The sequence below is a fragment of the Bacillus sp. 03113 genome, from assembly GCF_006546985.1.
Taxonomy (GTDB): Bacteria; Bacillota; Bacilli; order Bacillales; family Cytobacillaceae; genus VATK01.
The window spans coordinates 215,262-230,467 of sequence record NZ_VATK01000001.1 but is presented as its reverse complement, the minus strand read 5'-3'; the positions used below and the strand labels follow the sequence as shown (position 1 = coordinate 230,467).

General features: G+C 37.3%; 14 protein-coding genes and 1 riboswitch. Of the genes, 5 read left to right on the top strand and 9 right to left on the bottom strand.

Features of this window, described 5'->3' with window-relative positions:
* Nucleotides 1–95 precede the first annotated feature (95 nt).
* Both FDO66_RS02740 and FDO66_RS02735 read left to right on the top strand, forming a co-directional pair.
* Nucleotides 96–1,466, top strand: coding sequence for a DUF2252 domain-containing protein (locus tag FDO66_RS02740; protein ID WP_141430874.1), 1,371 nt, complete (start codon nt 96–98; stop codon nt 1,464–1,466).
* 14 nt (nt 1,467–1,480) lie between these two features.
* Entirely contained in the window at nt 1,481–1,969 is a 489-nt protein-coding gene (locus FDO66_RS02735) for a GyrI-like domain-containing protein (protein ID WP_141430873.1), read from the top strand.
* A gap of 181 nt (nt 1,970–2,150) precedes the next feature.
* On the opposite strand, the gene ald is transcribed toward FDO66_RS02735, so the two are convergent.
* The 3 genes from ald to thiW all read right to left on the bottom strand — a co-directional run bounded on the left by ald (nt 2,151) and on the right by thiW (nt 5,573).
* Nucleotides 2,151–3,281, bottom strand: coding sequence for an alanine dehydrogenase (ald, locus tag FDO66_RS02730; RefSeq protein WP_141430872.1), 1,131 nt, complete (start codon nt 3,279–3,281; stop codon nt 2,151–2,153).
* A 131-nt stretch (nt 3,282–3,412) separates the two neighbouring features.
* Nucleotides 3,413–4,660, bottom strand: coding sequence for a helix-turn-helix domain-containing protein (locus tag FDO66_RS02725; RefSeq protein ID WP_141430871.1), 1,248 nt, complete (start codon nt 4,658–4,660; stop codon nt 3,413–3,415).
* A gap of 400 nt (nt 4,661–5,060) precedes the next feature.
* Nucleotides 5,061–5,573, bottom strand: a complete 513-nt coding sequence (gene thiW, locus FDO66_RS02720) for an energy coupling factor transporter S component ThiW (protein WP_141430870.1) — start codon at nt 5,571–5,573, stop codon at nt 5,061–5,063.
* Between the two features lie 150 nt (nt 5,574–5,723).
* Nucleotides 5,724–5,832, bottom strand: a riboswitch (TPP riboswitch).
* A 277-nt stretch (nt 5,833–6,109) separates the two neighbouring features.
* Here thiW and FDO66_RS02715 point away from each other — a divergent pair.
* Complete coding sequence (locus FDO66_RS02715; protein WP_141430869.1) at nt 6,110–7,060, top strand: aromatic acid exporter family protein; 951 nt, start codon at nt 6,110–6,112, stop codon at nt 7,058–7,060.
* Between the two features lie 50 nt (nt 7,061–7,110).
* Here the strand turns inward: FDO66_RS02715 and FDO66_RS02710 are convergent, their stop codons facing one another.
* From FDO66_RS02710 to FDO66_RS02685, 6 genes are all read right to left on the bottom strand, one after another.
* Nucleotides 7,111–7,731, bottom strand: coding sequence for a cysteine hydrolase family protein (locus FDO66_RS02710; RefSeq protein WP_258535542.1), 621 nt, complete (start codon nt 7,729–7,731; stop codon nt 7,111–7,113).
* A gap of 82 nt (nt 7,732–7,813) precedes the next feature.
* Nucleotides 7,814–8,851, bottom strand: coding sequence for an ABC transporter substrate-binding protein (locus tag FDO66_RS02705; RefSeq protein ID WP_141430868.1), 1,038 nt, complete (start codon nt 8,849–8,851; stop codon nt 7,814–7,816).
* A gap of 134 nt (nt 8,852–8,985) precedes the next feature.
* Nucleotides 8,986–9,837, bottom strand: a complete 852-nt coding sequence (locus FDO66_RS02700; RefSeq protein ID WP_220095148.1) for an ABC transporter permease — start codon at nt 9,835–9,837, stop codon at nt 8,986–8,988.
* Between the two features lie 35 nt (nt 9,838–9,872).
* Nucleotides 9,873–10,652 (bottom strand): ABC transporter ATP-binding protein, encoded by a 780-nt coding sequence (locus FDO66_RS02695; RefSeq protein WP_141430867.1) that lies wholly within the window; start codon nt 10,650–10,652, stop codon nt 9,873–9,875.
* A gap of 219 nt (nt 10,653–10,871) precedes the next feature.
* Complete coding sequence (locus FDO66_RS02690) at nt 10,872–11,315, bottom strand: Na-translocating system protein MpsC family protein (RefSeq protein ID WP_181444419.1); 444 nt, start codon at nt 11,313–11,315, stop codon at nt 10,872–10,874.
* Nucleotides 11,316–11,533: 218 nt separating this feature from the next.
* Nucleotides 11,534–12,745, bottom strand: a complete 1,212-nt coding sequence (locus tag FDO66_RS02685; RefSeq protein ID WP_141430865.1) for a molybdopterin-dependent oxidoreductase — start codon at nt 12,743–12,745, stop codon at nt 11,534–11,536.
* A 527-nt stretch (nt 12,746–13,272) separates the two neighbouring features.
* Here FDO66_RS02685 and FDO66_RS02680 point away from each other — a divergent pair.
* Entirely contained in the window at nt 13,273–13,956 is a 684-nt protein-coding gene (locus FDO66_RS02680; protein WP_141430864.1) for a response regulator transcription factor, read from the top strand.
* Complete coding sequence (locus FDO66_RS02675; RefSeq protein WP_141430863.1) at nt 13,949–15,205, top strand: sensor histidine kinase; 1,257 nt, start codon at nt 13,949–13,951, stop codon at nt 15,203–15,205. The genes FDO66_RS02680 and FDO66_RS02675 overlap by 8 nt, the downstream gene beginning before the upstream one ends.
* Nucleotide 15,206 lies beyond the last annotated feature (1 nt).

The window sequence follows — 15,206 nt, the reverse complement described above, 5'->3', positions numbered from 1 at the left end:
AGAAAGCGAAAGAACCTTGTTTAAAAACATCTAAGCAGGCTGTCTTTCGCTTTTCCTTTTAAGTCTAAAATAATGTAAATGGGGGTATTTTTAAGATGGAAAATAATTGGCTCACAAAGGTTAGAGATACACGGACAATGCTTCGCCAGCATGTGCTTGAAACGATCTTGCATCAAATGGATGATGAGGTAATCGGATTAGACTTGGAGCAAAAGCGTGAGAAGTATCGGCAAATGATGGAGAGCCCTTTCCGCTTCTATAGAGGAAGTGCCTATTTATTTTATTACGATATGACAAAGATCCCTTTTTCCTACCATACTCCAGAAGATAAATCGACTTGGATTCAAGGAGATTTACACTTTGAAAATTTCGGAGCGTTCCAAAATGAACAAGGAGACCTTATATTTGATGTCAATGATTTTGATGAAGGATATATTGGCTCTTACTTATATGACGTACTTCGAATGACAGTGAGCATCGCCTTAATTTGCGAGACACTTGAACTCAGTGTAGAAGATCAAGAAAAAAGAATTCACACTTATATTAAGTCTTATTATAAGCAAATGAAGCGATTCAACAATAAGAAGGATGACCCCGTCACCTTGTTTTTTTCGAAAAAGAATACAGAAGGGCCCGTCCGAAACATTCTAAAAAAACTAGAAAAACGCAAGTCCAATCAACTACTCGAAGAGCTTACTGTTATCAATGAGCACAAGCAGCGAAGCTTTGTTTACTCTGATGAGATTCAACCGGTGGAACACGAAGAACGATCTGCTTTAGAGCAAGCTTGGGAAAACTACATCGAAACGATAGATACAGAAGATCGGCGCAATCAAGAACATTATAAAATAAAGGATGTCGTACGAAAATTTGGATCAGGTACGGCTTCAATTGGATTAAAACGCTACTATATCCTTGTTGAAGGCGGAAAAGATGAGTTTGATGATCTCGTATTAGAAGTAAAAGAAGTGAGATCTCCTATTCCAAGCTATTTCTTGCCTTATCACGAACCATTTTGGCAAAAATATGAACATCAAGGAGAACGAGTGACCACTACACAAAAAATGATGCATCATCTTGAAGATCCATACCTTGGCTATATGACGATAGATGGAAAATATTTTTACGTGAGAGAACGTTCTCCATACAAAAAGAAAGTGAAGACTAAGCATGTACCAACTATTGAAAAGTTAGACTCGACTCTTGAAATCATGGGAGAAATTACAGCCAAAATCCACGCAAGAGCAGATGGCGATGTGCAGCGAGAGCTATTAGATTATCATAGCGAAAAAGAAATAATCCGTGCAATTGGTGATGAATTCGAAACGTTTTGTACACAGGTCACCTTTATTTCGATGACCTATAAAAAACAGGTCATCGAAGATTATGCTTTATTTTGTAAATGGTGTACAGAAAAATTGGATATACATGTTGAAAAAGAAGAGGAACAGCTCACTCCACAGTGAAAGGGGAGTAAAAAATGAAGGTTACAATCTTTGAAAAAGATGAATTTCAAGTAATCGGGAAAAAGATAAGTGTATCATGCGTCAGTAATGAGCAGTTTAAACAAATTCCTCTTTTTTGGAGTGAATGCATGGAAGATGGGTCTTATCAAAAAATCGAATCCATGAGTATGAATCAAGAGATGGGCGTTATGGGAATTTGTGCTAACTTCTCTAATGATCTTCAGCAATTTGATTATTATATTGCAGCTGTGAATGATGGCAATGACATCCCAACCGGTATGGATTCTCTACATGTTCCAGCTGCAACGTGGGCATGCTTTGAAGCAAAAGGACCATTGCCAGATGCTCTTCAAGATGTTTGGAAACGTATTTTTTCAGAATGGTTTCCGGAAAGCGGCTATGAACCTATTCACGCACCACAGCTTGAATTATACAGCCCAGGTGATATTACGAGTGCAGATTACAAAAGCTACGTTTGGATACCAGTTGTGAAAAAAAACTAATATTGTATCAGCGGTCTCTTTTCACAGATATATTTTGTTTTTCGTAGATATATTTGCATTTTCAAAAGATATATTTACTTTTTCGCAATATATTTGCGTTTTCTCTAAGCATATTTATCAGTAAATCAAAAGGGAGTGCCGAAAGATTTACTTTTCTGCACTCCCTTTTTTCTAATTATGATTAAACTGCCGCAGCATCCTTAATAGCATCCTCAACAGATAGGTAATCTAGTCCGAGATCTCTTGCTACAGGAGCAAATGTTATGTGACCGTTATATGCGTTAACGCCTTTTTTAATCGCTGTGTTTTCTTCAATTGCTTTAACAGCGCCTTTATTTGCAATTTCAAGTGCATAAGGAATCGTTACATTTGTTAATGCAATCGTTGATGTTCTTGGAACCGCACCTGGCATATTTGCAACGGCGTAATGAACAACACCATGTTTGACATATGTCGGGTTGTCATGTGTTGTGATATGGTCAACTGTTTCAAAAATACCACCTTGGTCGATTGCTACGTCCACAACGACAGTGCCTTCGCTCATTTTTTTCACCATGTCTTCAGAAACAAGCTTCGGTGCTTTTGCCCCAGGGATTAATACCGCTCCAATAACAAGGTCTGACTCAACAACAGCTTCTTCAATATTCACTGGATTTGAAATGACTGTATTCACACTTGATCCGAATAGAAGATCTAATTCTCTTAAACGATCAGGACTTAAATCAATAATCGTAACATTTGCACCTAGGCCAATTGCGATTTTCGCTGCGTTTGTTCCAACGACACCGCCTCCGATAACCGTTACATTGCTTTTCTTCACTCCTGGTACCCCTGCTAAAAGGACTCCTTTACCGCCATATGGCTTTTCAAGGAATTGAGCCCCAATTTGAGTAGCCATACGACCGGCTACTTCACTCATTGGCATTAACAATGGAAGCTTGCCATCTTTTTCAACGGTTTCATAAGCGATAGCTGTTACACCTGTTTTTACTAAAGCTTCGGCTAATGGTTTTTCCGCCGCTAAATGGAAGTACGTGAAAAGAATTAAACCTTTGCGGAAATATTGGTATTCAGAGGGAAGCGGCTCTTTTACTTTAATAATCATTTCAGAAGTATTCCACACATCTGCAGCAGCCTCAATGATTTTCGCACCTGATTTTGCATAATCTTCATCTGCAAAGCCACTTCCAACTCCAGCACCTTTTTCGATTAATACATCATGTCCATTTTTCGTTAAGTAAAGAACGCCAGATGGGGTGATTCCTACACGGTTTTCATTATTTTTAATCTCTTTCGTTACACCAATAATCATAAATATTCCCTCCCAAGTGGTTTATCAAAACGTTAATTAACTTACTTTTATCATAAACCGAATATTTATTATTTTCTTTGTATTAAAAAGAGAATCTGTCCCCATCCGTTTGTGAGAACTCACAAATCATGTTATTTTTTCTTCCATTTAAGAAGCTTTAAATCGAGGTAGAGCATAAACTTTTGGTTTGGTTGTGTCAGATCTACTTCCATAATGTCAGAAATTCTTTTTAATCGATAGGCTAGGGTATTCCCATGAATGTGCAAACTTGCTGATGTTTTCTGCATACTTTCATTTTCGTCTAAAAATACTTCAAGAGTCTGCAATAATTCAGTGTGATGTTTTCTATCATAATTAGCTAGGTTTTGAATAGCGATATTATCAAAACCATCCTTTTGGCGCTTTTCTAAAAGCAAATCCAAAAATTGATAAATGCCAAGGTCCTGGTAACTAATAAAATGGGAGGATTCTGCAGGGAATTTCTCTTGGACCTCGAGTACAGTACGAGCCTCTTTGTAGCTTTTCACGACATAATTAAATAGATGATAGATTCCTCCAATCCCAGCTTTTATGTGAAAAACCCCAAAGCGGTCAGCCATATGCTTTTGAAAAGTAGAAACGAAGCTTTTATACGTTTCCATTGCCTTAATTTCGTTATCCTCTAAGCACGCTAAAATGATGAGGTCTTTATCATCCACTGTATAGAAAGGAGCTTTCACCTTTTCTGTTGTTTTTAATAAATAGGATATTTGTTTATCCAAATCCTTGCTAATCGTTTCTGCAAATTCAAATACCGCCACAGCAAAGGAAGGAGGCATGGATAGGCCTACATCCTGAAGCTTTTCCTTCACCGCATTTTGATCGGTTAAATGACCCGTCAACAGCTTCCAGAAGAACTCTTGATTGTCACTTGTCATATACGATTTATTCTTTCCGTACCGCAGAAGTAAATGTCTTGCCGTTAATGCTGCTTGACACAGTAATTGAAGGGCAGTTTCAGATAACGGATTCTCCATTTCTATAGCCCATATATAGCCTAGTACTTCATCTCCTCTCCAGATGGAGATTGCAACTCGGTTGCCTAAACCAATCGTAGAGCGTTCTTCAATGCGCAATGGTTCCTTGCTTTTTAACAACTGAGGAATAATCCCATCCTTCCATAAGCGATTGATGACTTTTTCGGGTACTCTGCGGCGAATAATAGTTAAGATTCTAGCAGAATCAGTTTCCTCATCATGACTGCTATACGCTAATAAGCGATGATGGGTATCCTCAAGTGTGATTGGACATCCCAACACTTCACTTATATGATCTACAAAACTTTCAAGCGAGTCATAGCTATCTCGCCGAAATGGATTCGCTTGCTCAAATGATACCATTTTCTACTCCCTTCCTATTTTAGCGGATATTCTTTGATTATCTTTGAGTGTTCTTTTACTCCATTTACATCAAAGAGCTATTCACTAAAAAATATCTATTCCTACCCTTCTTCTTTAAGGAAAGCAGCAATTGTACTGTTATTAATCATTTGGCTATATTAATAACTTTGTTGATTTTTTCAACAATACTATTTAACAAAGCCAATCATTTCACTTTCATTTTATAACGTCTTTTAAAAAAGTATTAATAATATTTTCAGTATTGTCAATAACACATAAAGATGAAGATCTTTTTATAAATGAAAAGGTTCTGGATTTCACCAACCTAAAAGCGGTTTGATCCAAAACCTTCTATCATCTATCATATTAGCACTCAACTTGCACCTTTCTTTGAGGCTACCTACTTTTTATCAATCATCACATTCATTTTTGCAAGAGGATGATTCATTTTGAGAATACGGTTGACAAGGAGCAAACCAATAATAGCTCCTGCCACACTGCTGACCAAGAACGGCGGCCAGAAAAAGAGCGCTCCTACCTTAGTTCCCATTAACAGTTGTGCATATGGTACCGAAACAAAAGGAGCGATGAATCCTGTTCCTATGATTTCTCCAATCGAAGCCCCCCAAGTCCGTTTCACCTTCTTATAGATATACCCTGCTAATAATGCTCCAATCATCCCTCCAGGAAAAGCAAGCAACGAACCCGTTCCCATCAAATTTCGAAGCAACCCTGTCGCAAAAGCAATGATCACAGCTGGTATTGGGCCGAGCAGCACAGCCGCTATTACGTTCACCGCATGCTGAACTGGATAGGCCTTCGCCACACCTGCAGGAAACCAAAGGACAGTGGAACCAAAGGTTGCGATCGCCGTAAACACACCCATTAACGCTAATTGATAAATTCTTTTCATGATAAAAACCACCTTTTTTGTTTTTTAAAAAGATATCTTTGATCATCTGTCTCACTCGCGTTTGGATTTGCCGACTTTCAATATAAATAAAAAGGCCAGATCTGTAATGTATAGACAGACCTGACCTGTAGACAAACTAGAAAATAGACAATGGTATGATCGCTACTTCCCTCCGCTGGCATGATCCAGATCAGGTTTTTAGGGTTAAAAAACTCGTTCGTTTTTTTCTCAGCCTAGAAAGGCACCCCTAGTAGTCATTAATCAAAAATATTCTTTTCTTTATCATAAACGATTAGCTACTATATGAGAAGATTTTTGGACTAATTGAAAATGTCATAATTTTTTAAAAAACGTGTAAGGAAATCTGGCAAAAAGGTATTTACAAAACAAATTTTTATGCTACAATCTCCTACGTTAGAAAGATTAGAAGCATTTATTTCCACAGAAAACTACAAGAACATACAGTTTGTTTTGAATCTAGCAGTGATTCAAATAAACAATCTTTTTAAACAAAAAATTAGGAGTTAATAAACAAGATGAAATATAAAATTGGGTATCGAACGTTTAAGTCTGCAGCAGCTGTGTCTTTAGCAATCATGTTAGCCCAGTTATGTCAATTGAATTTCTATGTTTCCTCAGCTATTATTACGATTCTTTGTGTACAGAATTCAAAGAAAAAATCACTTAAAAGTGCAAGCTCTCGATTTCTTGCTTGTATGCTTGCGATTCCAGCTTCCTTCATCTTTTTTGAAGGAATCGGTTTTCATCCAATCGTCATTGGGCTATTGTTATTATTTTTCATCCCTACAACGGTATGGTTAAAAATAAACGAAGGGGTTGTAACCAGTACCGTTATCATTTTACACATTTATTCGACTAATCATGTAACCTGGGATGTCGTCTTTAATGAGATGGGTTTAATCGTAATCGGGATTGGATCTGCCCTATTGGTTAATTTGTATATGCCTAGCTTGGATAAGCAATTAAAAGTGATGCAAAAGCAAATAGAGGAAAGCTTTAAATCTATTCTTCTTTTAATCGTGGAATATTTGCGAACAAGCGAGAAGAAATGGGAAGATCATGAGATTGAAGCAACCATGAAATTATTAAAGACCGCTAAAACATTAGCATCTAGAGACGTGGAAAATCATTTAACTCAATCCGAAAACTATTATTACAGTTATTTTTCCATTCGCGAAAAGCAGTTTGAAATCATTCAGCGTCTACTAGATATTATGACATCGATTGATTCTCAGCTTGAGCAAAGATATCTAGTTGCGGACTTCATTGAAGAACTTAGCTTATGTATCCATAGAGGGAATACCGCAAAACTTTTCTTATCCAAACTTACTGTTTTAGAAGAGGAATTTAAGAAAACACCTCTCCCAAAAACGTGGGAAACATTTGAAACAGAAGCACAATTGTATCATTTATTGTGGGAAATGAAAAAATATTTACTTCTAAAACAATCATTAAAACTTGTTTAAAATACGAAGAGTCCGCCATCTGTGGCAGACTCTTCTTTTTGTTTGAACCTCTATGTAGTCTTCTCTAAATTAAGCATGCTTATCACTTTATTTGAATCCGCTACTTCACCAAAATATTGATGAATATTGCTTAGCGTCATATCATGCTCTTCCCTCGAGTAGGCTGCTGTACAATCTGAGAGGAAAATAATCTGATAATCAAGCATAAATCCATCACGAGCCGTCGATTCAACGCAAACATTCGTACTGACTCCCGTCATAATTAACGTGTCGATCTTCATCGACCGTAAAATTGAATCAAGTCTTGTGTTGATAAATGCACTGTAACGGTGTTTAATCACCACAATGTCATTAGCTTCTGGTGAAATTTTGTAAAAGCCAGCTCCCCACGTATTCTTTCGGCACACATTTCTTTCGTTTATCCCCTTTAAACGGTGGCTCCACGTCTCTGAATCGGTACAATCCTCATGAATCGTTTGAACATAAATGATAGGAAGATGCTGTGCTTTTGCGTGCTCAATTAACCCGTGAAGAGATGGCATCATATCATCCACCATGCTTACATCAAGTCCCTGTTTTCCTAAGCTGCCATCAATATGGCAAAAATCATTTTGTACATCGACGATAATTAAGGCCGTGTGGCTAGAATCCATTTTTTCAAGAAAGCTCACTATATGACACCCTTTCTTCTCTATAATAACGGGAAGGGAAAGACTCCCTTCCCTTAATCAGTTTTGAATCAAAAAACCAATTTTATTCTGAAGCTTTCTCAACAAATGTCATGTTAATCAGATCTTCATATTTATACTCACCTTTATAAACACCTGTTTTCTTTACCACATTCATTGGCTTTGCTACAGATTTCTCTGAAATGTACCCATCCTTACTCCATAGCTCATCTGCATAAGCTCGATCTAAGGCTGCTTGTAAACTTTCAGGAGACGCTGTCGGAAACTCCGCTTTTAATATTTTCATCGCTAACTCAGGATCCTTTTCTACAGCCTCTAACCCCTTAATAACTGCATTGACAAAGCTTTGGACCGTTTTAGGGTCTTTTTCAATCGTTGATTTCTTCACACTTAGTACAGAATAAGGGTAATCTCCTAAATCGGTGAAGCTATAAAACGGCTCCGCCCACACCCCTTTGTTTTTTCCTTCTGTAATTTGCGGCTCTGCTCCATTTGCCATATCCGCTTTCCCACTTTCCACAAGAGACACCACCGCACTTGCATCTGCAGGCTCTTCAAGCTTGACATCCTTTGCTGGATCTAACCCTAAGTCCATTAGCAGCCATCTTGTTAAAAGGTTCGGACTTCCGCCATAGCGTCCTGCAGCAATCGTTTTTCCTTTTAAAAATTCAGCTAGTGCATGGGAGCTATTGTCTTCTAGCTTTAAATCTGGGTTCGCCATTAAATACACATTAGCTCGATTAACGACATTGACAACCGATTGTATTGGGTCTTTGCTTCCAATATTCGCTAAAGCATTGGATTCTGGTCCGCCTATATTCCCCCAAGCCTCTCCGCTTACTACGGAGGTGACATGAGCACCACCTGTTGCTGTAATGACTTCAACTTCCAATCCTTCTTCTTTAAAGTAACCTTCATGCATAGCCACATATAACGGGAGATAACCAATTAGATGCACAGGCTCGGCAATGACAAGCTTTTTTAACTCTTGACTTTTTCCGTCTTCCTTTTTCTCATCTGTACTAGAAGGTGTAGACGAGCATCCTGCTAATAGTAAAAAGAGCATGATCACCAGCATTTTTATTTTTCCTCTGTACTTCATGAAATCTCCCCCTTATTTTTATTAAGTAAGAAAGTATTAGTTTTTTGAAGTTAGAATAGTGTCTAGCTCCGATGTACAGGATGTACAAGTGCCGATGTCGCCACAGGACATGGCGTACTTAATCGGCCGCTTTTCTAGTGATGTGACTTCCCTTTCAACAGCCATTTTTCAAGCCAAACAGTGCCTAGATACATCAGGATGGATAAAATCGATAAAGCAACGACACCCACCCAGACTAAATTAATATTCATGATTTGACCTGCATAAAGGATCATCCGACCTACACCTTGCCTTGAGCTAATAAATTCACCTACGATAGTCCCAGCCAATGCAAGAGCAATGTTTATTTTCAAGCTGCTGACTATCCATGGCATTACGGATGGTACAACTACTTTTGTAAAGACATGACGTTTTTTTGCTCCTAAAGAAAATAATAATTTTTCAAGATCCTTATCCACTGACCGCACCCCGCTATGGGCAGCAATCGCTGTAACAATAACCGTCATCATAAAAGCCAGAACTACTTTTGAGCTAAAACCAATTCCAAACATGATCACTAAAACAGGAGCTAAAGCAAGCTTCGGAATCGCATTAAAGGCTACTAAATAAGGCTCGACGATTTTTGAATAGCTTGTTGACCACCAAAAAGATAATCCCAATAAGGAGCCAGCAAAGGTTCCTGAAATAAATCCAAAGATCGTTGCTCCTGCTGTATAAATTAAATCCTGTAAAAGAGTTCCTTCCGAAAAAGCTACCCAACTCGTTTCGATAATGACACTTGGGCTGCTCCAATAATAAGCATCCATCACTTCTAAACGAGTAAGAAACTCCCATAAGACTACAATCATAATGCCTAAAAGGATTTGACCAAGCACAATCATTCGCTTTTTCTTAAGAGCCACAGCTTCTTCATCATCTATTTTAGGTGGTACTTTTACATTTGCTTTCTTGCTGTTTTTTTCTATTTGTTGTTGTTTCATCGCCATTGTTTCTAACTCTCCATCCATCATCCATGACCTCCTTATTCCGCTATTTGGATCGGCTGTTCATCTTCCTTTAACATAGACATAAGCTCCTGCTTTAACTGGATAAATTCATTGGTCAATAGCGTACTTTCATCTCTTGGACGCGGGAGATTGACGGATACTTTTGCTTTTAATCTCCCTGGTCTCGGCGAAAGGACATAGATGTCATCAGATAAATAAATCGCTTCATTAATATCATGTGTGACAAAAAGAATCGTTTTCTGAAAATCCTCCCATATTTGCAATAGTAAAGTTTGCATAAGTAAACGTGTTTGTGCGTCTAACGCACCGAAAGGCTCATCTAAAAGAATAATATCTTGATCGTAAAGCAGAGTTCGCAGTAGAGCTGCTCTTTGTCTCATCCCTCCCGACAGCTCATGCGGATAGTGATGTTCAAACCCTTTTAATCCATATTTATGCAAAAGAGGCAAGGCCCTTTCCTCCGCATTTCTTTTTGAAACCCCTTTTATCTCTAACCCCAATATGACATTTTTCAAAATCGTTCTCCACGGAAGCAGAAGATCCTTTTGGAGCATATAGCCTACATAACCGCTTTTTCCGACAATGCTTTTCCCATCTAACAGAATTTCTCCCTTTGTTGGCTTTAACAATCCAGCGATCATATTAAATAAGGTTGATTTTCCACAGCCACTTGGTCCAATGATACTAGCAAATGTTCCTTCTGAGATTTGCAAATTTGTTTCCGTTAATGCAATGACTTCTTGGCCATTTTTTTTGAACATTTTTCCGCAATCCTTTACCTCAAGCTTATACATTTCGATCACTCCTTTAATCCCGGATTAACGGGCAGTAAGACCCTCACTGATTGAAGTTTCACTTTATCTCATTTCATGAAAAACACTTCTATTTGTATCGTATGAGCGATATTTTCAACAGGTGAGTGCTCTTCACTTCATTCATAAAGGCTTCCGCTTTTTTTCACACATAAAAAGACAACCGTCAGTGAACAAATCGAAAAAACATTCTTTCGATTTTTACATTCCTGACGGTTGTCCTGCTCTCATGATTGAGCTCATTTTACCAGTCAAATATTCTTCTACTTTTTGATCTAATATAATGATCGTTCCACTAATTTCCTTTTCGGGGTGATAATCCTTCAAAATAACTTGAATTCTAAATCCGAATCGTTCTACTAGATACATTTCCAGCAAATTCTTGTATTTTTCAATCAATAAGCGATCAATGATCACCGATAGGTTATCACTTGAACTCTCAATGATCTCTAATACTGGAATACGCTTATGCTTGGCAATAATTAGAATCTTATTTTCCACAACACTCACTTGTTGTTCAATGACTCCAACCTTAAAAATCAATTGATTCACTTGATTATATTCCTTCATAAGTGCTTGCTTAAATTCACCTAATGTTTGTGGCAGCTGATGTACAACAATCGGACTCACCTCCAAACGAATCAATGAAACGTGAATATGTAGAACAACCCCTCCTTAATGGAATTGTATTTTTATTGCGAATTTTCTGATTATAAATATATCATATTTATTGGACAAATATGCATTTTTTGTAAGATTATCTAACGTGGTTTTTTCCATAGTCTGTGACTAGCCTTGCAGGACACCTTCTGAGCACAAGGGAATCTTTTTTCAACATTAGTGCAAGTCATTTACACTTTTTCTTACACCCAAGCGTCTTTGGAATAGCCTCGTTCCTCCCAATAGCCAGTGTGTTCCTTTTCAATAAGCTCGATTCGATTGAGCCATTTGACCGATTTATAGGCATACATTTTGGGAGTAATTAACCGGACGGGTCCACCATTTTTTTGACTAATTAATTCACCATCAATCATAAGGGCCACCATCATATCCTCCATCATTGCTTGGTCGATCGTTAACGTATCCGTATAAACCCCATCACTCGAATAAAACTTAACATACTTTGCCTTTCCCTTTACCCCTGCTTCCTTCAAAAACTGATGAAGTGGAATGCCTTCCCATGTGATATTGTAAACACTCCAACCCGTGATACAATGAAAATCACTCACCTGAACACTGCGTTTCAGCTCAATAAACTGATTCCAATTGTAGGTTTTACTTTGCTCCACTAGGCCGTCAATCGTGAATGTCCAATTATTTGAAGATAGAGAAGGCATTTCTGTTACTGTATAATAACGAAACTCTCCATTCCTCCCTCCACCAATGGGCGGTAACGATGAAGGATCAGCTGCTGGTAAAGGTGTGAAAGCAGCAGCATTGGAGGGAGACGTCGTTTCACCTATAGATGGAAAATAGGTTTTAAGCCATTTCACTATGACAGGTGCAAATAAAAGGGCAATCACACCTCCGCTGGTTACACGTAAAAAGGTTCTTCTCTTATAAATGGGGTTATAATCGTCAATGACCATCGGCTCTTCTCGTATTTTACTTTTTTCAAGAGCCTTAAACCATTTGCTACGAGTCATACTATGATAAATTGCATACGGAACGCCAAACCACGTGGCAATATCATGAACAAATAAAGAGGCGGAGACTACTCTAAGCGGCAGTTCACGATGAAAAGTTAAAAGAAAACCAGAAACGATCAGCAAGACTAGAATGGTTAGGACGACATGGAGATTCAAACGATTATTCTTCCTTTTACGAAGAGTAAAAAGATGGTTTTTCATTTTAGGCAAATAGAATAAGAAAGGCAGACAGCTGATGATTCCGATCCATACATGAACACTTCGGATCCCAACTCTAATAGATGGCAGTGCCGAACGAAATGACGAAGAAAATAATATAAAGCCCGTTATGCTTAAAACAAGAAACATAATGGCATTCAAATGATGCAGACGTGTTAATTTTTTTCTAACATTTAATCCTCGTTCAAAAAAGAAATTCCAGTTCATCCTTCTACACCTCACTTATGAATCTGTAAAATGAGCGAAAATGTACTTCCTTTTCCAACCTTGCTTTCTGGGGTTCATCACCTACGAGTAATATTCGTTTGGTCAAGTGGCTTCATTTTATTTATTACTTACTCTTTATTTTATCACTGTGAGGAGAGAGAATGAAACGAGCTTCTATTTTTCATATCGACTTTCATTTTTCAATAGAAGCCCCCCGAATCATATCATCCTTCATGTTTAAATCCTGATCACTTAATCTTTATCCTTTATATTTCATATTCTCTCTTGTATCCATATTCTCTTTATCTTCTATATTTATTCATTTTTCACCTCGTATTGGAGTTCACTTCTTCTTGTTTCATGTCAACAGCATTAGCTGGGTTACTATTTCCTTTCCTAAGAATATTCAACAAAGCCAATTGATCCTTATCTTTAAGTAATACAACTTCATTTCCCTAAACATTGGTAGTACTATGGATTTAAAGATCATTCTCAATTACCTAAATGAAAGCAAAGGATAGATGAAGGTGAAACTTTTATTAGCAGAAGATGATCGACGGTTAGCCCAATTGCTCATTCATTTACTTAAAAAAAATTATTATACTGTGGAGTGGGTTGAAGACGGGGTAGTTGCCTTTGATTATGCTTCAACCACCCATTATGATGTTATTATTTTGGATTGGATGCTTCCAAACACGGATGGTGTTTCAATAAGTCAGAATTTGAGAAAAACGGGGTATCAAGGAGCTATATTAATGTTAACAGCAAGGGATACTTTGGAAGACCGTCTAGCAGGTTTTGATGCAGGAGTAGATGATTATCTTGTTAAACCCTTTGAGTTTCAAGAGTTAATTGCTCGAATAAAAGCATTAACAAGGAGGAATTATTATCAGCTTCAAGAAGAAGTCATTGAAATCTCCAATTTAAAGATAAACTTAAAGGAGCATTGCGTCCAAAAAAACGGTCAATTGATCTCACTCACCACAAGAGAATTTCAATTGCTTGAAATTTTTGTGCACCATCCAGGACATGTTCTAACAAGAGATTTTATTTTGGAAAAGGTTTGGGGTTTCGATAGTGATGTTACCTTTAATACATTAGAAGTTTATATAAAACTGCTAAGAAAGAAACTTGAAGATCCCTCCACAAAACAGATCTATATCCGAACGGTACGAGGAGTTGGATATCAGTGGGTGAACGACGTTGTTTAAACAATTACAACAAAAGCTGACATGGACCTATAGCTTTTGGTTCTTTACTGTACTTTCAATTATCTTGTTGATTATTTATTTTTTATTTAAAATGATTCTTTTCGATGCTGCTAGAAATGAAGTCTTAAATATATCAAAATCAGAAATATCTTCACAACTTGAACCTAATAGGAAGCGTACCCCTTCAGAAAAATCCTATTATTTATCCATCTTTGTTTCAAAAAATAAAAAACAAATTGATGTCCTAAAGGAAGACCCTCTTATCACTTCTAGTTTTATAAACAAGATGAGCAAGCTAAATGCTGATGAAAACAAATTATATTTTATCGAACTGCAAACAAAATCACATGGAAAAAAACATATAATTTATATGTGCAGCCCTCTTTACGATCGTGATCAAAAATTAGGATATCTTTGGGTCGTTAAGGATTTAAGCTACTTTCATGAACAGTTGGAAAAGTGGTTCTTTCTCTTATTCATTGTTAGTGCACTCAGTAGTTTTGCCTCTTTTCTCCTTGCTAATCATTTATCTAAGCGTGCTATTGAACCCATAAAAAGAAATTATGAAAAGCAACGAGAATTTGTATCAAACGCCTCTCATGAGCTTCGTGCTCCATTGAGCGTTTTTACAACATCTCTTGAGGTTTTAGAGCAAGAAATGGACAATTGCTCTTCGTTTACAAAACAAATTATTCTCGATTTAAAAGATGAAGGAAGACAAATGAATCAATTAGTTGACCATTTGCTAACTCTTGCAAAAACAGATCAAGGGAAGATAAAGCTTCATCATGTTGATTTTTCACTAAAAGAGTTCATACAATCGATCCTTGAGCAATACCAAAGAAAGGAGCATGAACGTTTCTTTCATTTAGATATGGTAGATGAACCTATGCTTGTTATGACAGATCCATCTTACCTAAAGCAAATACTCTATATTCTTTTAGACAACGCATGTAAATATACTGAACATCAGGGGCAAATTTTGCTGAAAGCGTGGGCAAGAAATGAAAAAGACGTTGCTATTTCCGTTTCAGACAACGGAATAGGCATACCAGAAGCTGACCAACCTTTTATATTTGATCGTTTTTATCGAGTAGAAAAAGGGAGGTCTCGAAAATTTGGGGGCAGCGGTTTAGGTCTTTCCATCGCAAAAGAGTTCATCCTCGATCAAAATGGGACGATTGAAGTCAAAAGTAAGCCGGGGGAAGGAAGTACATTTATCATTACCTTACCTATTTTACCTTCTTAAT